Here is a 20,485-nt window from a genome sequence, read left to right on the forward strand (position 1 = left end):
TCCTCCCGATATCGATGCGGCCTCTTTCATCGCTCATGTCAGGACGCCGGGCCGCTTGGATCAGCCGCCGGCTCCTCATTCCGGTGACTGATCGCATGATGATACAGGAAAGATCGACGCCCGTCAGCCTTGACGAAAGACAAATACAAGCGGGTCGCGAATGCCACAAATCCGGCAAAAACGCGCGTGAGGCCTGATTTTCGCCAGAACGATTGACAGAGTCTCTCGCATGCCCACGCCCGCCGCCCTATAGAACCGGCACGAAATGCCGGGACAGCCACCCCGGCGGGAGCACCTTGCCATGACCGAACTGCCAGATCGCCGATCCGAACTTCTGATGCCTGCCGGCTCGCTGGAACGGCTAAAGGTCGCCGTCTTGTACGGCGCGGATGCCGTCTATCTCGGCACGCCAGACATGTCACTTCGCACCAAGTCGCAATTCTCGCTCGAAGACGTGAAAGAGGGCATTGCCTTTGCCCATAGCCACAATGTGCGGGTCTATCTGACGCTGAACCTTTTCACCCATAACAAGGATATCGAAAAGCTTGGCCTCTATGTCGAAACGCTGAGAGAGATCCGTCCCGACGGCGTCATCATCGCCGATCCGGGCGTGTTCCACTATGTGCGCAAGCACGCGCCCGGCATCCCGCTTCACATCTCCACCCAGGCCAATGTCTGCTCCTCGCTGACGGTCGATTTCTGGAAGGATCAGGGCGCCGATCTGGTGGTGCTGGCCCGCGAGGTCACCTTTGCCGAAATGCGCGAGATCCGGGACCACTGCCCTGATGTCCGGCTGGAAAGCTTCATCCACGGCGCCATGTGCATGACCTATTCCGGGCGCTGTCTTCTGTCGAATTTCATGGCCGAGCGTGGCGCCAATCAGGGCAATTGCGCCAATTCCTGCCGCTGGCAATACAAGGTTCACATGCGGCTCAAGGACGGCACCATCAAGGAGCTGCCGCTTTCGCAGGAAAATCTCGAATTGTTCGAATTCGTGCTGGAAGAAGGCTGCCGGCCGGGTGAACTGATGCCGATCGAGGAGGATCAGCGCGGCTCCTATATCCTCAATTCCAAAGATATGTGTCTGCTGCCAAAGCTTGACGACCTGCTGTCGATCGGCGTCGACAGCCTCAAGGTCGAGGGGCGCAACAAGAGCGCCTATTATGTGGCAAGCGTCGCCCGCGCCTATCGCCGGGCCATTGATGCCTGGTATCGGGACCCGGAGAACTGGTCGCCCGAACCCTATATGGAGGCGCTGGAGGGTGCGGGTAACCGTGGCTATACCATCGCCTTTCATGAGGGCCGGCTGCAGAACTATGCGCATAATTACGAAAACACCCGCACCACCGCCCCATGGGAATATGCCGGGATCGTGCACGAAGCGCGCGAAGACGGGCTTGTGGTGGAACTGAAGAACCGGCTCGATGCCGGTGACGTGCTGGAATTCCTGCCACCCGACGCCGATGCCCAGCCGGTTCTGCTGCGCCTTTACGGCTTCCAGCTGGATGGTGCGCCGGAAGAGACGCTTGAAACCGTGGAAGGCGCCCGCAAACACCGCATTTTCGTGCCCTTCACCGCCTTCGATCACGAAGCCGCTGAGGACATGCGGGCGAAATTCCCGCCTTTCACAATCATCCGCAAGGAAAGCCTTTTGAGCGAGGAAGAATGGCGGCGGCTGAAACTCGACCGCCTCGCCCAGAAGATCGAGCTGGGCGATACCGCACGCGAGGGCGCGTGGCGCAACCAGGCGAAAAAGCTTCAGGATGCCATCAGCGCCGAAACCATGGACAAGCGGGCCCGCACCTCACGCCGCGGCGTCGAGGGTTGCTGCGGCCGCGGCTGCAATGGCTGTCTGATCTTCTGGAACGACCCGGACTATGCAAAGGCCCGCGCCCTTCTGGAAAAGAAGAAGCCGGGTGAAATGCTGGAGCGCAATATGCGCGAACGGATGGGCTAGCCCTTCCCGTTCCTGACCCTGACCGGACGGCCGAGTTTCTCGCTGATCCGTCCGGCCGCCTTGTGCAGTTCGGCAATGATCGGTTCGAGCAGGCGGTGAAATTCCGGACCATCGGAATTGCCGAGACTGATGGCGGCGACTACATCACCGCGCTCGTCATGCACCGGCACGCCGACCGCAAAGATCCCGTCGAGATTTTCTTCCAGACAGGTCGCATAACCGGCGATGCGGCAGGTCTCGACTTCCTTCAGGAAATGGCCAATATCCGTGACCGTCTTGTCGGTATGCCGGCGGAAATCCAGCCGGCGCACACAGGCTTCAAGTTCGTCGCTGTCCATGCCGGCAAGAATGACCTTGCCAAGTGCCGTGGTGTGGATCGGCACGGTGCGGCCCGGCTGCGGATTGACTGACATCGGCGCACCGGGCAACGACAGGAAATAGACGATCTCGGTGTCATGCAACACGCCGAGATAGGCGCTCATCTGAAATTTCATCGAAAGTTGCTGCAATTCTTCCAGTGCAGCATCGGCAAGGGTGCGCTGCATCAGATAGGATTGGCCGGCGCCGTAAAGGCCGAAACCGACGCGGTAACGCATGGTGCGCGGATCCTGCTCGACGAAATCATGATTTTTCAGCGTCGCCAGAAGCCGATGCACCACGCTTGGCGGGATCGACAGCCTGCGGCCAAGTTCACGCACGCCGATATCGCCTTCGGTGGCGCTCAGCATCTTGATGATCTGAAGAGCCTTGGAAAGCGACTGATTGGCGTCGAGATCGGTCGTGGACTTCGGCAGGTCGGTTATTCCTTGTTCGTCCAATTCTAGCAAAGCACTTTCCAATCGTCAAAATGAGTTAACGTGGCGGGACCGCCCCACCGCATCATCCAATGTTCATATGATCAAGCAGATGCTGCAGTTCGTCAGCCGTCTTAACACCCGAAATCACCAGTTGATCCAGCCCGACCGTCTCATATTCGCTCATGCGCCGCGCCGCATCCTCGGCCGTTCCGGCAATGGCGTGGCGGCGGACCACATCATCGGAGACAAGTCTGTCAACGCCGTCCCAGTCGCTATCCGCATAGGCTTTCGCCAGAGCCTGCTGATCGAGCGTTGCACCGCCCAGCACGATATTCTGTTTGTGATGCATGCCGCGCAGGATGAAAGCCATCTTGCGCCGAAGACCGTCATAGGCTTTTTCCGCCTCATCCTCGATCGCGCAATAGACAAGGCCGATCCGCTTGCCGCGTCGGCCGGCTTCCGCCTCGCCAGCGGCCACATGCTGGAAACAGCTCTCAATGAAAGGCACCGACGTTGCCGCGCTGATCAACAAGCCGTCGGCGTGGGAGCCCGCAAGATGGAGCATCTTCTCGCGTGACGCAGCAAGGATGATGGGGACGGCGCGTTGCCCGGTTTCCAGCGCCCGGCCGCTGACATTGAAATGGCGTCCAGCAAAGGCCACCGTCTCGCCAGACAGCAGCGCACGCACCAGATCGACCGTCTCGCGCATCACCGGCAACGGTTTTTCCGCAGCAATGCCGGCGGCTTCAAGGTCACGCGGTGCGCCGACGCCGAGGCAGAGCGTGACCCGGCCGGGAAACATCTCGTCCAGCGTTGCCGCCGCCATGGCGATATAGACCGGATGCATGCTGAAAGGGCTCATCGCCATCAGCGCGACCTTGAGCCGTTTCGTCGCCCCGAGAATGGCCGTTGCCCGGACAATCGGCTCGCGCTGGAACAGATGACAGGCGAGCCAGAGCGTATCGACCCCACCCTCGTCCATCATCTTCGCCATGGCCAGCGTCTCAGTCCAGTTTTCACCGCCTTCCAGCGAGAACCCGATTTCATGCGCCATCGCCCGTTCCTTCCCGCAATGTGTCAATCAGCCCGTCAAGCGTATCTTCGCCGTAGATTTCCGCTCCCGTCGGTGTCACGTCCTTCAGACCCGACGAAGTCATGATGGCAACCACTTTTCCATCCAGCACCAGCCCTCGCGACGTCGCCTCACTGGCGGCGGCAAGACCGGCAACCCCGGAAAATTCCTGATAGAGACCGGTTGCAGCAAGCCGCGCGCGCATCGCGGCGATCTCGGTTTCAGAGGCAGGAAGCGCCCGGTCGGCCCGGCTTTCAATCGCCACCGCCCCGCGATAACTGCTCACCGCACAGGCAATGCCAACTGCTATCGAAGCCGGGCCTGAAACCTCAGCTGCCGCTGCATTGGAGGAGACGGCACGCCGCAACGGACCGCGTATCGCCGGTTCGCAGGCATAGATTGTCGGCAGCCGGTCAACAAGACCGAGCCGCTTCAGCTCCTGAAAACCCTTCCACACGCCAAACAGCATTTCGCCATAGCCGGTCGGCGCCAGGATATGGTCCGGCACCGTATGATCAAGCTGGAGAAACAGCTCATAGGCTATGGTCTTGTATCCTTCAGGGCCATAGGGATTGCCGGTGTGAAAGCGCGTCAGATTGCTGGCCGGCATGAAGCCGGTCTCGTTGACAATGCGACGCAGCACCGGCCAGCGGCGATCCTCGGGCGTGACGACGACACGGGCGCCAAGCGACATCAGAAAATCGCGGAAGGCGGGCGGCATGCCACCGCTGGTGACCACCACGCACGGCAATCCGGCGCGCGCCGCATAGGCCGCCGCCGCCGCGCCGTGATTGCCGGATGAGGCAACGGCAATGCCGCGGGCCCCTGAGGCAATCGCTGCGCTGACGACACAGAGATTGAGCCGGTCCTTATGGCTCCAGGTCGGATTGCGGCTTTCGTCTTTCAGATAGAGATTACCGGCAATGCCGATCGAGCGGCCAAATGCTTCGGCAGCAATCAGCGGCGTTCCGCCCTCGCCCATCGATAGGCCCTTTGCCAGAGGCGGCAAAAGCGGTGCCCAGCGATCGAGACCAGGGCCCGGCGCCTGCTCAAAAAGACGGCGATCCACCGCATCATAGTCGTAATCGATTTCGAGCGGATATTGCATCGCCTCGCCCGACGATGCCGGGCAGCCGTCAACGATCACCGGTGTCAACGGGAAGAGACGGCTCGGATCACCGAGCGAACGCTGGCCGATGGCCAGCGAGCCCGGCGCGATTTCAAGCGCCGGGCCAGCATTATTCAGCTTCGTCTCAGACGACATGCGGCATGACTTCCTCTGCGAAGATCTGCATCTGATCAAGCAGTTCCGGCACGTCATTGGCAGCGAAATAGAGGCCGAGCAGATGGGTCACACCGGCGGCCCTTGCCTTCAGCGCCTTTTCAACCACCTCTTCCGGCGTGCCGATCAGGTTGATCTCCTCCAGATTCTGCGCACCCTCATTCTTCATCGTCGATTTCTTCAGCGAGATCAGATGCTTGCACATCTGGCTCTGGCGGAAACGGGCATAGGCCTCCTCGCGCGTCTTGCCGATATGGCAGACATATTGCGGCGCGATCTCGATCGTCTCGGGATCACGCCCTGCCTCGGAGGCCATCGTCTTCAGCTGGTCGACCAGACCGCCAAGCTTGGTGACATCCATGCCGGCCGGGATCCAGCCATCGGCCGCACGGGCGACACGGGCGAGATGTTTCGGGCTGTTGCCGCCGAAATAGATCGGCAGCTTCTTCTGCATCGGCTTCGGCCACAATTCGACATCGCGGAACTGGTAATATTTGCCGTCGAAACTTGCCGCACGTTCACTGAACAAGACGTTGAGCGCATCAACCCCCTCTTCCACCATATCGCCGCGATGGGCGCCGGAATCCGGCCACAGCGCATCAAATTCCTCGCGGTAGGCGCCAACGCCGACGCCAATCTCGACGCGGCCGCCGGAAAGATGATCAAGCGTTGCGATCTGCTTGGCGGTGACCACGATATCGCGGCGCATCGGCAGCACCAGAACACCGGTGCCAAAGCGCAGCGTCTTGGTATGGGCGGCCAGATAGGCATAGGTGATCAGCGGCTCCCAGAAACGCGGCGGGGTTGGAAATTCCTCACGCACATAATGCTGGGTGGTCATGTGATCATTGCCCCAGACCGAGTGATAGCCGTGCTTTTCGGCATGCTGGGCAATCTGAAGAAGGGTTTCGGGTGACGAGAACGGGATCGGATAGGTCAAACCTTCCATACCCGTGGGCAATCCTGCGCTGACCAGCATGCTTATTCTCCCTCGTTGGCGGTGTCTGCAAGACCCGCTTTTTCAATCATGGCCTGCCGCAGCAACGCCGTTTGTTCATGGTTGATGGCGAAAGCCTCATCGAGCACCACGCCATAATCACGCCGGGCCGCAGCAAGCGAGACACGTCCTTCGGCAACATCGTCCTGAACCTTTTCGACCGGACGCAGGAAGGGGTGACCGATACCGCCGCCGCCGGGCATCTCGATCAAGAGTCGGTCTCCGTAGGGGACTGTCTGCTGACCCTTGCCGCGCATTTTCTTGCCGGAGGAAACGCTGAGAATGCCCGCTGCACCATCCAGCCCGCCATCGCGGCCGCGCGGGGGGAAATCGACACGGTCGTAATTGGCACTGATGGCGAAGGGGGCTTCGTCCAGCGTATTGACCTCCATCACCTGACCAAGGCCGCCGCGATAAAGCCCGGCACCACCAGAATCGACGCGATATTCCTTGCGCAGGAAGATGATCGGAGATCCGGCCTCGGTGATTTCAACGGGAACGTTGCGAACACCGGAGGGAAAGGCGGTGGCTGAAAGCCCGTCTTTTCCAGGGCGCGCACCTGCCCCGCCGGAATGGAAACTCATCACGGTGAAGGTCTTGGCCTTCGCTAGCGTTTCGGGACTGGCTTCGACCCGGCCGGGACCGCCCATGGCAAACAGGTTCCACAGACATGATGTGCCCTCTGCCGGAACCGGCAGATTTTCGCCGGTCTTGGTTTTTGCCTGCGCCAGGCAGCCGAAGGTGACATCGGGCAGCAATTGCCCGGTGATGTGGCGGGTGGCCACCGGCAGCGGATGCTTGGCATTGAGGATGCAGTTTTCCGGCGTGCGGATGATGATCGGCGCCAGCGACGCGGCATTGTTCGGCACCTTGGGCGCGACAATGCACTTCACCCCGAAGCTGGTATAGGCCTCCGTATAGCAGAACGGCACATTGATGCCGAAGGAGGACGGCGGCGAGGTGCCGTCGAAATCGACGATGATGTGATCATCGGCAATCGTCAGCGTCGCGACGAGATCGATCGGCCGGTCATAGCCGTCAACCCGCATCGTGTTCGAATAGGTGCCGGGCTCAACCGCGGCGATTGCTTCAAGCATCGCCACTTTCGTCTTTTCGAGGATATGTTCGCCCAGGACATCAAGCGTATCGATGCCGAACTCTTCCATCATCTCGATCAGACGGTTGCCGCCAATATCGTTGCAGGCTGCCAGCGAATAGATATCGCCGACGACCTGAACCGGCTCGCGCACATTGGTGCGGATCAGCGCGGTCAGCGTCGCATCCACCGTGCCCTCGCGGGCGAGATACATGAGCGGCACGTGAATGCCTTCCTCATAGACCTGCCGGGCATCGGGGCCCATGCCGCGCCCGCCGACATCGACCACATGGCAGGTGCAGGCGAACAGGCCCACCACCTGGCCGCCGAAAAAGGTCGGCGTCACCACGGTGAAGTCATGCAGATGGCCGGTTCCCTTCCATGGATCATTGGTGATGAAACTGTCACCCGGCTTCATCGTCTCGACGGGAAAGTCATGGAGGAAGTGAACGACGGCGCGCGCCATGGAATTGACGTGACCGGGGGTGCCGGTCACCGCCTGGGCCAGCATTTCCCCCTTCGTATTGAAGACACCGGCCGAAACATCGCCGGCTTCGCGGGTGGAGGTGGAAAAGCCGGTCCGGATCAATGCCTGCGCCTGTTCCTCAACAACCGAGATCAGCCGGTCCCACATGATCTGGAACTGAATGACCGAGAAAGTATTATGCTCTGACATTAGACGTCTTTCCGTTCAAGAATGATGTGGCCGAGCGAATTGACCTGGGCGCGATAGCGTGCCGTCACGACCGTGGTGGTCTCGTCCTCGACGATGATCGCCGGACCGTCGACGACGACATCGGGGGTCAGTGCAGCCCGTTCAAAGACCCCGGCTTCAACCATGGAATTGCTCAAGGGATCGGCCACCTGCCGGGTCTTTTGCGGGGCAAGCAGCACAGGAGTGGTTGAGAACGCGGCCTGTTCTGCCGGTTTCATCGCCGTCGCCAGCCTGAGCGACCAGCCGCTGACCTCGACACTCAAACCCGGAATGGAGCGTCCGAACTTTTCCACATAGGCCTTGATGAACAGCGCCTCGAGCGTTTCTGCCGCAGCATCGTCGAACGGTGTTTCGGGAATATCGACGGTGATCTCGTGGCCTTGGCCCGCATAGCGCATATCCGCCGTCCAGCTGGCGACCAGCGGCTGATCACCGGCACCGGGGGCCACAATTGTATGTGCCTTTTCATAAAGCGTTGCGCGCAATGCATTGACGGCGGCAATATCGAAAGTCGCATCAAGGCTGGTATAGCGGCTCTGGGCGATCTCGAAGGCAATCGGTGCCAGCAGGAAGCCGACGGCCGAGCCAACACCGGCGCTGGCCGGAATGACGACGCGGGAAATGCCGAGCTTCTCGGCAAGCCGTGCGGCATGAAGGGGGGCGGCCCCGCCAAAGGCGATCATGGTGCGCCCCTTCAGATCGCGGCCAAGCTCGACGGCATGAACGCGCGAGGCATTGGCCATGTTTTCTTCCACGACCTCGGAAATGCCGAGTGCGGCATCGAAGAGTTCGAGATCAAGCGGTTCGCCGACATGGGCCATGATCGCCGCTTCCGCCTTGGCCTTGTTCATCGGGATGGTGCCGCCGGCAAAGTGATCCGGATCGATGCGTCCAAGCACGACATTGCCATCCGTCACGGTCGCCATGTCACCGCCGCGGTCATAACTGGCCGGTCCCGGTTCGGAGCCCATGCTGTCCGGCCCGATCTGGATGCGCGCCATCTCGTCCACACGGGCAACCGAACCGCCGCCGGCGCCGATCTCAACCATATCGATCACCGGAATGCGGATCGGCAGGCCGGATCCCTTCAGAAAACGGTATTGCCGCGCCACCTCGAAGGAGCGGGAATAATGCGGCTGGCTGTCCTCGATCAGGCAGATCTTGGCCGTGGTGCCGCCCATGTCAAAGGAAACGATATCGTCAAAGGCACATTCAGAGGCCACATGGGCGGCCAGAATGGCGCCACCGGCCGGACCGCTTTCGACAAGGCGGATCGGGAAACGGCGCGCCAGATCGACATCGGTCAGCCCGCCAGCCGAGGTGATCATGAAGAAGGGGCAATCGGCGCCCATCTTCGAAAGTGCGATCACCAGACGGCTGAGATAGCTTGCCATGACCGGCTGGATATAGGCATTGGCGGTGGCGGTCGACCAACGCTCATATTCACGGATTTCCGGGCAAACCTCGGAAGAAAGCGTGATTGAAATGTCAGGAAGCTCTTCGGCGATGATGTCGCGGGTACGTTCTTCATGGCCGGAATTGGCGTAGGAGTGAAGGAAGCAGATGGCGACAGCGCCAACCTCTTCTTCGCGAAGCGACGCGCAGACGGCGCGGATTGCCGCCTCGTCCAGCGCTTCGATCTCGCGGCCCCCGGCCGCAATCCGCCCGCGAATGCCGTAGCGCAGATGGCGCGGCACCAGCGAGGGCGGGCGATCCATCATGATGTCATATTGCTCGAAACGGTTCTCATAGGCCATTTCGATGGAATCGCGGAACCCTTCGGTCACCAGCATCGCCGTCTTCGCGCCCTTGCGCTCGATAATGGCATTGGTGGCAAGCGTGGTACCATGGATGATGATCGAAAGATCAGAGGCGGAAAGTCCCGCTTTCTTCAGGATCTGATCAATACCCGTCAGCACACCCTCTTCAGGGGCGCGTGGCGTGGTCAGTACCTTGGTCGTGACCCGCTCGCCGCCTGCCTCCAGGGCAAGGTCGGTGAATGTGCCGCCGATATCGACGGCCAGCCGCGCCTTTGCAGTCATTCGCTTATGTCCTTCGTGATGTTGCCACCCAGATAGGCGTGGCGAATATTCGGGTCGTTGCGCACATCAGCGGCAGGCCCTTCAAGAAATTTGCGTCCCATTTCGAGCACGATCGCCGTATCGGAAATCAGCAATGCGCCGTGGACATTCTGCTCGACGATCAGCACGGTAACGCCGCGCGCGGAAATTTCGCGCACCATGTCAAAGACTTCGCCCTGCGTCTTTGGCGACAGGCCGAGCGAAGGTTCATCCAGCAGCAGCATGGAGGGTTCGGCCAGCAGCACCATCGCCGTTTCAAGGATCTGCTGTTCGCCGCCCGACATATTACCGGCCTTCAGGCGAAACTTGCGCTTGAGCACCGGAAAGGCTTCCAGCATGCGCTCGATGCGCTTTGCATGTTCGCGGGCGGGCAGCGTGTAGCAACCCATCTTCAGATTTTCCGACACCGTCATCTCGGCGAAATTGCAGCGCCCCTGCGGCACGAAGCCGATGCCCATGCGATGCCGGTCGAACGGATCCGCTTTCTCGATTGCCTGCCCCTTGAAGACGACCGAGCCGCCCAGGTGATCGCAGGAGCCGTAAATCGCCCGCATCAGCGTCGATTTTCCGGCACCATTGCCGCCGACCAGCGTGGTGATGGAACCCTTTTGAAGCGCGAAGGAAACGCTGTGGACAATCGCCTTTCCGCCATAACCGGCAGAAAGGTCTTTCAGTTCAAGAAGCGTTTCCAAGATAGGCCTCCAATACGCGCTGGTCGTTTTGAACCGTTGCCGGATCACCCTCGGTCATCTTCGTCCCGTTGACGAAAACGACGACGCGTTCACTGAGCCGCATGACGAATTCGACATTGTGCTCGACAATGACGAAGCTTTCACCGGCAGCGTGAAGGTTGAGAATAACCTCCTCGATCTCGCGGATGCGGCTTGGATTGACGCCCGCCACCGGCTCGTCAAGGATCAAAAGCTTGGGCCGCACCATCAGCCCAGCGGCCAGCGCCACAAGCTTTTTCTGGCCATAGGACAGAATGCCGGTCGGCGCGTCGAAATAGCGTCTGAGGCCGATCATGTCGGTCAGCTCATTGGCACGGACCATGGCTTCCTCGACGGCCCGGCGCATGGCCGGCGTGCGCAGGAAATCATCAAGCCAGTTGACCTTCTGGAACGGCCGCATGGCCTGAAGCAGGTTTTCCTTCAGCGTCATCTGCTCATAGATGCGCACGGTCTGGAAGGTGCGGATCAGCCCGGCCTTGGCAATGGCTTCCGCCGGAAGCCCGGTAATATCTGTGCCGTCGAGAATAACCGAACCGGAATCGGGCTTCTGAAAGCCGGACAGGCAATCGATCGTCGTGCTCTTGCCCGAGCCATTCGGCCCGATAATGCCGGTGATCGTGTTATGCGGCACATCGAAGGACATGTCTTCAACCGCATGCACACCGGCAAAGCTCTTGTGAAGGGCGCTAACCGTCAGCAGACCCGGCGCCTTGGTTTCGTTGGTCATTGGCGCAGCTCCACTCGCATCTTTTCCTCATGGCGCCGGCGCACCCACCCAGCCAGGCCTTCCGGCAGCTTCAAAACGAAGACAAGCAGGATGACGCCGTAAAGGATCATTCTGAGATCGACCGAAAAGCGCAGCACTTCCGGCAGGATGGCCATGACGGCACCGGAAATCAGCACGCCGGTAAAGCTGCCCCGTCCGCCGACGATCACGATGATGAGGAAGGCCTGCATGAAGTAGAAATCGAAGATCAGCGGATCGATGACACGCATATGGAAGGCATAGATGCCGCCCGCCATGGCGGTGAAGAAGGCGGATAGAAAGAAACCCAGCAGCTTGTAAGGCGTCGGATTGATGCCCTGCGAGCGGGCCAGATCCTCGCTCTGGCAGATGGCACGCATGGTGCCGGCCAGCCGCGAGGTGAAGAAGATATACATCAGCCCCAGCGACACAGCGGCAAAGGCGAAGGAGAGATAATAAAAGCCGAGCGGGCCATTGAGGCTGATGCCGAAGAAATTCGGCGCGGGAAGCCCCGGAATGCCCATCGGACCGCGGGTGACCCCCATCCAGTCCCGCGATACGAGCGTGGCAAGAAGGGTCAGGCTCAGCGTCACGACAACGAAGGAATGGCGATTGAGCCGCAGAGCCGGATAGCCGACCAGAATGGACAGAAGACCAGCCGCAAGACCTGCAAGCGGCACGGCCAGCCAGAAGCTGACCCCGTGATCAACCACGGCAATGACCGCTACATAACCGCCAATGCCCCAGAAAGCGACATGGGCAAGCGACAGCAGACCGAGCAGACCATAGATGATGTTGAGCGACATGGCCGAAACGAGATAGGCGAAGACCAGAACGCCGACGCCGAGAATATAGCTGGACGCACCCAGCACCGGCGCCAGCGCTACAACCACGCCGACGGCAAGAATGGGAAGAGATTTTTTCATCCGACCCGCACCCCGCCGCGCGAAAACAGACCATTGGGACGCAGCATCAAAACGGCAATCATGACGATGAAACCCGCCGCTTCCTGCCAGATGACATCAAAGAAGCCGCCAACCCAGCTTTCCAGAACCCCAAGGCAGATCGCCGCGACGGCAGCTCCCGGAATGGAACCCATGCCGCCAATGATGATGATGGCAAGCGCCTTGAACACCAGCGTCTGCCCGAGATAGGGCTGCACCAGCTGGATCGGCGCGATCGCGGCACCGGCAAGCCCGCAAAGGGCTGCCGCCAGCAATACCGAATTGCGCCCGACACGGCGTGGCCTTATGCCGACCATCAGCGCCGCCTCACGGTTTTGCGCCACCGCCCGCATGGCACGGCCGAACTGGGTGAAATTCAGCACCGTAATCAGCCCGGCAAAGGAGAGGATCGCAACAATGCCGGCAGCAATGCGGGTCCAGGCGATGCGGATCCCGCCAATATCGACACCGGCAAAACCGAACTGGGTTTCAACCATACGCGGCGTAGCGGTGAAGAAATACTGAATGCCGTTCAGGATGATGATCGACAGCGCCATGGTGATCAGGATCGAGCGTTCAAACTCGCCCGGACCGATCTTCGACAGAAAGGCCTCATAAAGAATGAGGCCGAAGATCAGCGCCCCGACGACAGCGACGGCAAGCCCCGGAACATAGGAAAGACCGAAGAGCGGCAGCGCGAAAACCATGCCATAGGCACCGACCAGAAGAAATTCGCCATGCGCGAAATTGACGATGCCAAGTACGCCGAAAAGCAGCGCCAGACCGACGGCAATGAGGGCATAGATCAGCCCCATCACCAGCCCGTTGGCTGTTATCTGAAACAAGTAGTGATAGTCCATTTTCTCTCCGTCGCTGCAGCCATTCCCGCTCCTGCCCGCCAGGTCCGGACCTGACAAAGATCAGTTCCGGCCGGCATTTTTTGATTTCGCGAGTTGATCGGCGAATTTGAACTTGGGCTTTGGGCATCGCACCAAAAACAAAACTGCCATGTTCACTCCAAATATTACAGACATTCTCTGAAATATTAAAAGGATTACTTAGATCCAAAAAGAATGAAAAAATCACTTGCGCATCTGTTTGTATGCATACATTGTGTGCTCGTCGACATCATGTCAATATAAAAATCAGAGTGGACCTCACAAATTGCATTCACTGCCCTGATATACGCAATTTGTACTTGTCCCGATAAGAGGAACAGATGAAAATACTATCAGCTACAATGTTTGCAGCCGCAATTTTAGGCACGCCTATGGTTGCAAATGCCGAAAATATCGTCATCGGCATCTCAAATCCCTATACCGGCCCGGCTGCCATGGCGGCCGAGCGTGAAAAATGGGGCATTGATCTGGCGGTGAAGGAAATCAACGAAAAGGGCGGCGTCCTTGGCGAGCAGATCGAAGTGCTGCCGATGGATAATCGCTGCAATCCTTCGGACGCCGTCAACGTTGCCAACCGTCTGGTCGAGGCCAAGGTTGTCGCCATTATCGGCGCCCATTGCTCGACCGCTGGCCTCGCCACCATGCCGATCATCGAAGAGGCCGGCATCCCGATGGTTTCCGGCGTTGCTTCCAGCCCCAAGATCACCGAGCTTTCCGGCGTCGGCGGCAATAAGTGGGCCTTCCGCATCAACCCCTCCGACCAGGCGATGATGGAAACGCTGGTCGGCTATCTCGGTGAAAAGAGTGATTTCAAGAAGGTCGCGATCATTGCCGAAGACTCAGATTTCGGCCGCGGCGGCGCCACCTCCTTCGAACCGCTGGCAAAGGATGCCGGAATCGAGATCCTGTCGACTGATTTCGTGCCGCAGCAGACCCCGGACTTTACCCCGGTTCTGACCCGCGTTGCCCGTGAAAAGCCCGACGCGATCGCGCTGTTTCAGCTTGGCGGCGACCAGCTGAACATGCTGCGCAACGCCATGCAGCTCGGCCTTGCCATCCCCTATACGGGCCGTGCGGAACTGGGCGGTGAAAACATGCAGATCATCGAGGCAGGCGGCATGGAAGGCTCGGTTTCAGCCTGGTCCTATTCGGCAGAAATCCACAGCGAGCTCAATGATGCCTTCGTCAAGAACATCGAGGCAGATCACGACATGAAGCCGGTGCTGCAGACCTGGGCTGGCTATGATTCCGTGCGCATCATCGCCCAGGCGATCGAAGAGGCCGGCAGCGCCGACCCCGCGGCCATTCGTGATGCACTGCAGAACATCAAGTTCACCAATGTTCTCGGCAAGGAAGTCACCTTCGACGACCACAATCAGGCCGGCAAGGTTGTCGTCATTCAGGGCGTGAAAGACCGCGCCGTCGATATCCTCGAACTCGCCGACGTCAAGTAAATCCGAGATCAAGGGGGCGGGTATCGCCCGCCCCTTCCCCGAATTCCGCGTAAACCATGCTTGCCAAGCCCTTCGGTGAAACATCGGCTTTTCGCGGCGATACCGGAAAAATATCCTCAACTCACGGTGCAACGGAAAAAAACAGCGCGCCGATTGGTCCTAGATTGCAGTGAGTGCCACCCGGTCTTTCGACGTTTGGGGTGGAACGTCATTGAAAGGATAGAACTGCAATGCAAAATTCCAGCATGGGAACGGCGTCCGTCTGGGCCGGCGAGGAAGATCTCTTCGCCGAGGGCGCCATCTGCACACCGGTCTTCAATTCCGTAGCCTTCGGCTATGAGGACATGAACGAATGGTTTGACGTGGCGCTTGGCAAGAAGCCGGGCCATATTTACTCACGCAACACCAATCCCACCGTACGCGTGCTGGAAAACAAGATCCGCCTTCTGGATGGCGGCGATGATGCCACGAGCTTCTCCACCGGCATGGCGGCGATCAGCAACACGCTGTTTGCGCTTCTTGCCGCCGGCGACCGCGTTGTCGCGATCAAGGACACCTATGGCGGCGCCAACAAGGTGTTCATCGAATTTCTGCCGCGCATGAATGTCGCGGTCAGCCTCTGCGATACCTCCGATTTCGATCAGATCGAGGCCGAAGTCGCCAAGGGCTGCAAGGTGCTTTATCTCGAAAGCCCGACCAATCCGACGCTGAAGGTGGTCGATATCGAACGGCTGGCGAAAGCCGCCCATGCCGTGGGTGCCATCGTGATCGTCGACAACACCTTTGCCACGCCGGTCAACCAGAAGCCGCTGTCGCTCGGCGCCGATCTCGTCGTCTATAGCGCCACCAAATATCTGAACGGCCATTCCGATGTGATGGGCGGACTGGTGACCGGACGGCAAGACCTGATCGACGCCATCTATCACTATCGCGAGATCACCGGCGCAACACTGCACGCGCAATCGGCCTACATGATCCTGCGCGGCATGAAGACGCTTGATCTGCGCATCAACAGGCACAATGAAAATGCCATGAAGGTTGCCACCTTCCTTGCCGCCCATCCCAAGGTCGATCAGGTCTTCTATCCCGGCCTGCCGGACCATCCGGGCCATGAAACGGCCAAGAAGCAGATGACCGGCGGCTTTGGCGGTATGATGAGCTTTTCGCTGAAGGGCGGCTTTGAGCCGGTGGTCACCGTGCTGGAAAATCTGCGCTACGCCCACAAGGCGGCCAGCCTCGGCTCCGTCGGCACGCTGGCCGGCCCGCCAAAAACCACAAGCCATGTCGAGCTGACGGCCGAAGAACGCGCCGCCGCCGGCATTCCCGAAGGACTGATCCGCTATTCTGTCGGCATCGAAGATGCCGATGACCTGATCGCGGATCTTCAACACGCGCTTTCCCTCTTGTGACGCGGGACGCGCGATAAGCGCGTCCAATTCAGGGGAAACGACACATGACTGCCGTCCGGATGGCGATTGCCACCGGATGGCCGATGATCACTAAGGGCGGCAATCCGCCCTCAGCAAGGACCATGATTGATGCTTACATTTGGCTACAAGGCCTCGGCCGAGCAGTTTTCCCCTTCCGATCTTCTGCGCTTCGGCGTTGCTGCCGAAAAGGCAGGTTTTGATTCCGTTTTCATCAGCGACCATTTCCAGCCCTGGCGTCACACGGGCGGTCACGCGCCGTTCTCCATGGCCTTTCTTGGTGCCTTGGGTGCATCGACCTCGCGCATCAAGATGGGCACCAGCGTGCTGACGCCGACCTTCCGCTACCACCCTTCCGTTGTTGCCCAGGCCTTTGCCACGCTCGGCTCCATGTTTCCCGAACGCATCATTCTCGGTATTGGCACCGGCGAATCCCTAAACGAAGTCCCGGCGACCTGCGTCGAATGGCCGGACGGCAAGGAACGTTTTGCCCGGCTGCGCGAATCGGTCCGCCTGATGCGGCAATTGTGGCGCGAGGAGCGTGTCTCCTTTGAAGGCGACTATTACCGCACCGAAAATGCCACCATTTACGACCGCCCGGAAAAGATGGTGCCGATCTATGTCGCGGGCGCCGGGCCGATGATCAGCCGCTATGCCGGCCGCTTTGCCGATGGCTTCATCTGCACCTCCGGCAAGGCGCCCTCGCTTTATCTCGACACGCTTCTGCCCAAGGTCGCAGAAGGCATGGCGATGGAAAAGCGCAACCCCGACGCGCTCGACAAGATGATCGAGATGAAGGTATCCTTTGACGAAAGTCAGGAACAGGCGCTGGAAGACACGCGCTTCTGGGCCGCTCTTGCGCTTTCCCCGGAAGAGAAGATGTCTGTCGAAAACCCGCAGGCCATGGAAGACCTCGCTGACCGGCTGCCGATCGAACGTGTTGCCAGCCGCTGGATCGTCTCGAACGACCCCGAAGTCCATGTCGAGCGCATCCGCCCCTATGTCGAGATGGGCTTCAGGCATCTGGTCTTTCACGCACCGGGTTTCGATCAGGAACGCTTCCTCACGCTCTATGCCAGGGACGTGCTGCCACGCCTGCGCAGGGAATTTTGCTGAGACAAACCGCAGGACATGCGGCTATGAACAGGGACAGGCAAGGCATGATCACAGCGGTGGTTCCGGTCAAATCGTTCAGCGTAGCCAAATCCCGGCTTGCAGACATTTTGCCGCCGGATCTGCGGGCCAGGCTCGCCAGAGCCATGGCGGGCGACGTTCTTGCCGTTCTCACGCAGATTGCGGAAATTGATGCTGTTCTGGTGGTCACCGAAGATCCTTCGGTGGCCCGCCTTGCGCGCGCCTCTGGTGCCGCGGTGCTGCTAGAACCCGGCCTCAACGGCTATAATGCCGCAACTGAAGCTGCAGCAAGGTTTCTCGGCCCCGACAGGACCATGCTGCTTGTGCCGGGCGATCTGCCTGCCCTTGCCGCTGACGATATTCGCAGATTGATCGCTGCTCATGGTGAGGCTCCCTGCCTCACACTTGTGCCGGACCGGATAAAGGACGGCACCAATGCGCTGATGGTAACACCGGCTGATACGCTTTCCTTCTGCTTCGGCCCGGCGAGCTTTGATCGGCATCGCAAGGCCGCACAAAAGGCCGGCCTTGCCGTTCAGAGCCTTGAACTTGAGACCATCGGCTTCGACCTCGACCGTCCTGAAGATCTCGCCGCCGTGGCGCAGCTCCGGCTGGGACCGCAAAGCCGCGCCGTATTCGATGTGCTGGAACATGACGGACTGACCACCAACAACAAGAACATCCGCCGCCCCTTCGGGTCAGAGACGGATGCCATCTCCCGAAGGGAAAAGACCATGACGATCACCCGTGAAGATATCCTCGACAGGACAGCCAGCGGTGCCCGTATCACCGATGACGAAGCGCTTGCACTTCTCGATTTCGACGATCTCGTCCCGCTCACCGAAGCGGCCCGGACACTGCGCGATGCAGGCCATGGCGATATCGTCACCTTCTCTCGCAAGGTATTCATTCCGCTGACGCATCTGTGTCGCGATGTCTGCCATTACTGCACCTTTGCCCATCCGCCGAAAAAGGGCGAAAGCGCTTTCATGACACCGGCCGAGGTTCTGGCGGTGGCCGAGGCCGGCAAGCGCGCTGGCTGCAAGGAAGCCCTGTTCACGCTCGGCGACAAGCCGGAGCTTCGCTACCGCGCCGCGCGCGAGCAGCTTGCAGAACTCGGCTATGCCGATACGGTTTCCTACATCGAAGCCATGGCGGCGATGGTGCTGAAGGAAACGGGCCTGCTGCCGCATGTCAATGGCGGGGTGATGACGGCGGACGAAATCGCCCGACTGCGCAAGGTTTCGGTTTCGCAGGGCATCATGCTGGAAACCGTCTCGACGCGGCTGTCGGAGCGCGGCGGCCCGCATTTCGGCTCCCCCGACAAACTGCCCGCTCCGCGCCTGCAGATGATGCGGCAAGCAGGTGCTGCCGCAATTCCCTTCACCTCCGGCATTCTGATCGGAATCGGTGAAACCCGTCAGGAGCGGATCGAATCTCTGCTGGCTTTGCGCGATATCCACGAAAATCACGGCGGCCACATTCAGGAAATCATCATCCAGAATTTCCGCGCCAAGGCCGACACCAAGATGGCCAATGCCCCGGAACCGGATCTTGACGAGCAGGTCTGGACAATCGCCATGGCGCGGCTGATTTTTGGCCCAACGATGAATATCCAGTCGCCGCCCAACCTGCGGCCTGAAGAACTGGCAGCCCTGATCAATGCCGGCATCAACGACTGGGGCGGCATTTCCCCGGTGACGCCCGACCATGTGAACCCGGAAGCGCCCTGGCCGCAGATCATGGCGCTGGAGCGGGAGACCGAAAAGGCGGGCAAGATCCTGACCGAGCGGCTCGCCGCCTATCCGCCTTATGCGCTTGATGCGGCCCGCTGGCTCGATGCCGGCCTTCACGGCGCGCTTTTGCGCCATCAGGACAGCGAGGGTTACGCCCGGCCGGATAACTGGATTGCAGGATCGGGCACGCAGCCGCCAACGCTTTTTGCAAAGCCCCCGGCCATGCGCGCCAATGACACGCTTCACGCCATCATCGACCGCGCCTTTGCCGGAAAGCGCCTGTCGGAAGACGAAATCGTCCGGCTGTTTGCCGCACGCGGTGGAGAATATGAATTCGTCCGGGCCAAAGCCGATGAACTGCGCGAGGCGATTTGCGGCGATGATGTTTCCTATGTCGTCACCCGCAACATCAACTACACCAATATCTGCTATTTCAAGTGCCAGTTCTGCGCCTTCTCCAAGGGCAAGATGAGCGAGAACCTGCGCGGCCGCCCCTATAATCTGCCACTGGAAGAGATCCGCCGCCGGGTCGTCGAAGCCTGGCATCGCGGCGGCACCGAGGTTTGCCTGCAGGGTGGCATTCATCCCGAATATACCGGCCAAACCTATCTCGACATCTGCGAGACGATCCGCAAGGCCGAGCCCGCCATGCATATTCACGCCTTCTCGCCGCTGGAAGTGTGGCAGGGCGCAGAAACGCTGGGCCTTTCCGTACCTGATTTCCTCGTCGCACTGAAGGAAGCGGGCCTAAGCTCCATGCCCGGAACGGCCGCGGAAATCCTTGATGACGAGGTGCGGCGCGATCTCTGCCCCGACAAGATCAACACCGCCCAATGGATGGAGGTGGTGGAAGCCGCCCACATGGCCGGTATCCGCACCACCGCCACCATCATGTTCGGCCATATCGACCGGCCGGTGCACTGGGCGCGGCATATTCTGCGCGTGCGCGAAATCCAGGAGAAAACCGGCGGCTTTACCGAATTTGTCGGCCTGCCCTTCGTGCCGATGGAAACGCCGATCTATCTGAAGAACCGCTCGCGTCTGGGTCCGACCTATCGCGAGGCGATGCTGATGCATGCCGTCGCACGGCTGGCGCTCAACCCGGTCCTCACCAATATCCAGGCCTCCTGGGTCAAGCTCGGCGCGGAAGGTCTGTCCGATTGTCTGACGGCGGGCGCCAATGATGCCGGCGGCACGCTGATGGAAGAAACCATCACCCGGTCAGCAGGTGCCGTTCACGGCCAGGAAATGGCGCCGCACGAATTTGTCGAGATGATCCGCGCGCTCGGCCGCACGCCGCGGCTGCGCAACACGCTTTACGAAACGGCGCCCGAAAGCCGCATGCAGCGCGCTTTCCAGGCGCCGCCGCTGGAGCCGTCCATCAATACACTGGCATCGAAATATGACCGCTGACCTTC

General features: G+C 60.0%; 15 protein-coding genes. 5 read left to right on the top strand and 10 right to left on the bottom strand.

Annotated features, from left to right (window positions below; genetic code table 11):
• The first annotated feature begins 301 nt into the window (after positions 1–301).
• A complete protein-coding gene (locus FJU08_RS04300; RefSeq protein WP_141147746.1) occupies positions 302–1,957 on the top strand; it encodes a U32 family peptidase in 1,656 nt (551 codons plus the stop codon).
• Here the strand turns inward: FJU08_RS04300 and FJU08_RS04305 are convergent.
• From FJU08_RS04305 to FJU08_RS04350, 10 genes are all read right to left on the bottom strand, one after another.
• On the bottom strand, positions 1,954–2,775 hold the full coding sequence (locus tag FJU08_RS04305) for an IclR family transcriptional regulator (RefSeq protein WP_141147747.1): 822 nt from the start codon (positions 2,773–2,775) through the stop codon (positions 1,954–1,956). The genes FJU08_RS04300 and FJU08_RS04305 overlap by 4 nt on opposite strands.
• A gap of 61 nt (positions 2,776–2,836) precedes the next feature.
• Complete coding sequence (locus tag FJU08_RS04310) at positions 2,837–3,808, bottom strand: LLM class flavin-dependent oxidoreductase (RefSeq protein ID WP_141147748.1); 972 nt, start codon at positions 3,806–3,808, stop codon at positions 2,837–2,839.
• Positions 3,798–5,090 (bottom strand): threonine synthase, encoded by a 1,293-nt coding sequence (locus FJU08_RS04315; RefSeq protein WP_210245184.1) that lies wholly within the window; start codon positions 5,088–5,090, stop codon positions 3,798–3,800. The genes FJU08_RS04310 and FJU08_RS04315 overlap by 11 nt, the downstream gene beginning before the upstream one ends.
• Positions 5,080–6,087 (bottom strand): LLM class flavin-dependent oxidoreductase, encoded by a 1,008-nt coding sequence (locus FJU08_RS04320; protein WP_235890575.1) that lies wholly within the window; start codon positions 6,085–6,087, stop codon positions 5,080–5,082. The genes FJU08_RS04315 and FJU08_RS04320 overlap by 11 nt, the downstream gene beginning before the upstream one ends.
• A 2-nt stretch (positions 6,088–6,089) precedes the next feature.
• Complete coding sequence (locus FJU08_RS04325; protein ID WP_141147750.1) at positions 6,090–7,877, bottom strand: hydantoinase B/oxoprolinase family protein; 1,788 nt, start codon at positions 7,875–7,877, stop codon at positions 6,090–6,092.
• Positions 7,877–9,958 (bottom strand): hydantoinase/oxoprolinase family protein, encoded by a 2,082-nt coding sequence (locus tag FJU08_RS04330; RefSeq protein ID WP_141147751.1) that lies wholly within the window; start codon positions 9,956–9,958, stop codon positions 7,877–7,879. Before FJU08_RS04330 ends, FJU08_RS04325 begins: the two co-directional genes overlap by 1 nt.
• Positions 9,955–10,689, bottom strand: coding sequence for an ABC transporter ATP-binding protein (locus tag FJU08_RS04335; protein ID WP_235890576.1), 735 nt, complete (start codon positions 10,687–10,689; stop codon positions 9,955–9,957). The genes FJU08_RS04330 and FJU08_RS04335 overlap by 4 nt, the downstream gene beginning before the upstream one ends.
• Positions 10,673–11,455, bottom strand: coding sequence for an ABC transporter ATP-binding protein (locus FJU08_RS04340; RefSeq protein WP_141147752.1), 783 nt, complete (start codon positions 11,453–11,455; stop codon positions 10,673–10,675). The genes FJU08_RS04335 and FJU08_RS04340 overlap by 17 nt, the downstream gene beginning before the upstream one ends.
• Positions 11,452–12,399 carry a branched-chain amino acid ABC transporter permease gene (locus FJU08_RS04345; protein WP_141147753.1) on the bottom strand — a complete coding sequence of 316 codons (948 nt, stop codon included), beginning with the start codon at positions 12,397–12,399 and terminating at the stop codon, positions 11,452–11,454. The genes FJU08_RS04340 and FJU08_RS04345 overlap by 4 nt, the downstream gene beginning before the upstream one ends.
• Positions 12,396–13,277 (bottom strand): branched-chain amino acid ABC transporter permease, encoded by an 882-nt coding sequence (locus FJU08_RS04350; RefSeq protein ID WP_141147754.1) that lies wholly within the window; start codon positions 13,275–13,277, stop codon positions 12,396–12,398. The genes FJU08_RS04345 and FJU08_RS04350 overlap by 4 nt, the downstream gene beginning before the upstream one ends.
• 410 nt (positions 13,278–13,687) lie before the next feature.
• On the opposite strand from FJU08_RS04350, the gene FJU08_RS04355 reads away from it, so the two are divergent.
• The 4 genes from FJU08_RS04355 (at position 13,688) to cofH (ending at position 20,480) form a co-directional block, all read left to right on the top strand.
• The gene (locus FJU08_RS04355; RefSeq protein WP_181409743.1) at positions 13,688–14,770 is read left to right on the top strand and encodes an ABC transporter substrate-binding protein; all 1,083 of its coding nucleotides are present in this window, start codon (positions 13,688–13,690) and stop codon (positions 14,768–14,770) included.
• 230 nt (positions 14,771–15,000) lie between these two features.
• Complete coding sequence (locus tag FJU08_RS04360; protein ID WP_141147756.1) at positions 15,001–16,179, top strand: cystathionine gamma-synthase family protein; 1,179 nt, start codon at positions 15,001–15,003, stop codon at positions 16,177–16,179.
• Positions 16,180–16,308: 129 nt separating this feature from the next.
• On the top strand, positions 16,309–17,313 hold the full coding sequence (gene fgd / locus FJU08_RS04365) for a glucose-6-phosphate dehydrogenase (coenzyme-F420) (RefSeq protein WP_141147757.1): 1,005 nt from the start codon (positions 16,309–16,311) through the stop codon (positions 17,311–17,313).
• Between the two features lie 44 nt (positions 17,314–17,357).
• Entirely contained in the window at positions 17,358–20,480 is a 3,123-nt protein-coding gene (gene cofH / locus FJU08_RS04370; RefSeq protein ID WP_181409744.1) for a 5-amino-6-(D-ribitylamino)uracil--L-tyrosine 4-hydroxyphenyl transferase CofH, read from the top strand.
• Positions 20,481–20,485: the final 5 nt, after the last annotated feature.

This window comes from Martelella alba (assembly GCF_006516955.1).
GTDB lineage: Bacteria > Pseudomonadota > Alphaproteobacteria > Rhizobiales > Rhizobiaceae > Martelella > Martelella alba.

Bases quoted from the DNA above. Each gene is read 5' to 3' on its own strand.
- FJU08_RS04300 (WP_141147746.1), top strand. From the start codon at position 302: ATGACCGAACTGCCAGATCGCCGATCCGAACTTCTGATGCCTGCCGGC.
- FJU08_RS04310 (WP_141147748.1), bottom strand. From the start codon at position 3,808: ATGGCGCATGAAATCGGGTTCTCGCTGGAAGGCGGTGAAAACTGGACT.
- FJU08_RS04315 (WP_210245184.1), bottom strand. From the start codon at position 5,090: ATGTCGTCTGAGACGAAGCTGAATAATGCTGGCCCGGCGCTTGAAATC.
- FJU08_RS04320 (WP_235890575.1), bottom strand. From the start codon at position 6,087: ATGCTGGTCAGCGCAGGATTGCCCACGGGTATGGAAGGTTTGACCTAT.
- FJU08_RS04325 (WP_141147750.1), bottom strand. From the start codon at position 7,877: ATGTCAGAGCATAATACTTTCTCGGTCATTCAGTTCCAGATCATGTGG.
- FJU08_RS04330 (WP_141147751.1), bottom strand. From the start codon at position 9,958: ATGACTGCAAAGGCGCGGCTGGCCGTCGATATCGGCGGCACATTCACC.
- FJU08_RS04340 (WP_141147752.1), bottom strand. From the start codon at position 11,455: ATGACCAACGAAACCAAGGCGCCGGGTCTGCTGACGGTTAGCGCCCTT.
- FJU08_RS04345 (WP_141147753.1), bottom strand. From the start codon at position 12,399: ATGAAAAAATCTCTTCCCATTCTTGCCGTCGGCGTGGTTGTAGCGCTG.
- FJU08_RS04350 (WP_141147754.1), bottom strand. From the start codon at position 13,277: ATGGACTATCACTACTTGTTTCAGATAACAGCCAACGGGCTGGTGATG.
- FJU08_RS04355 (WP_181409743.1), top strand. From the start codon at position 13,688: ATGGTTGCAAATGCCGAAAATATCGTCATCGGCATCTCAAATCCCTAT.
- FJU08_RS04360 (WP_141147756.1), top strand. From the start codon at position 15,001: ATGCAAAATTCCAGCATGGGAACGGCGTCCGTCTGGGCCGGCGAGGAA.
- fgd (WP_141147757.1), top strand. From the start codon at position 16,309: ATGCTTACATTTGGCTACAAGGCCTCGGCCGAGCAGTTTTCCCCTTCC.
- cofH (WP_181409744.1), top strand. From the start codon at position 17,358: ATGATCACAGCGGTGGTTCCGGTCAAATCGTTCAGCGTAGCCAAATCC.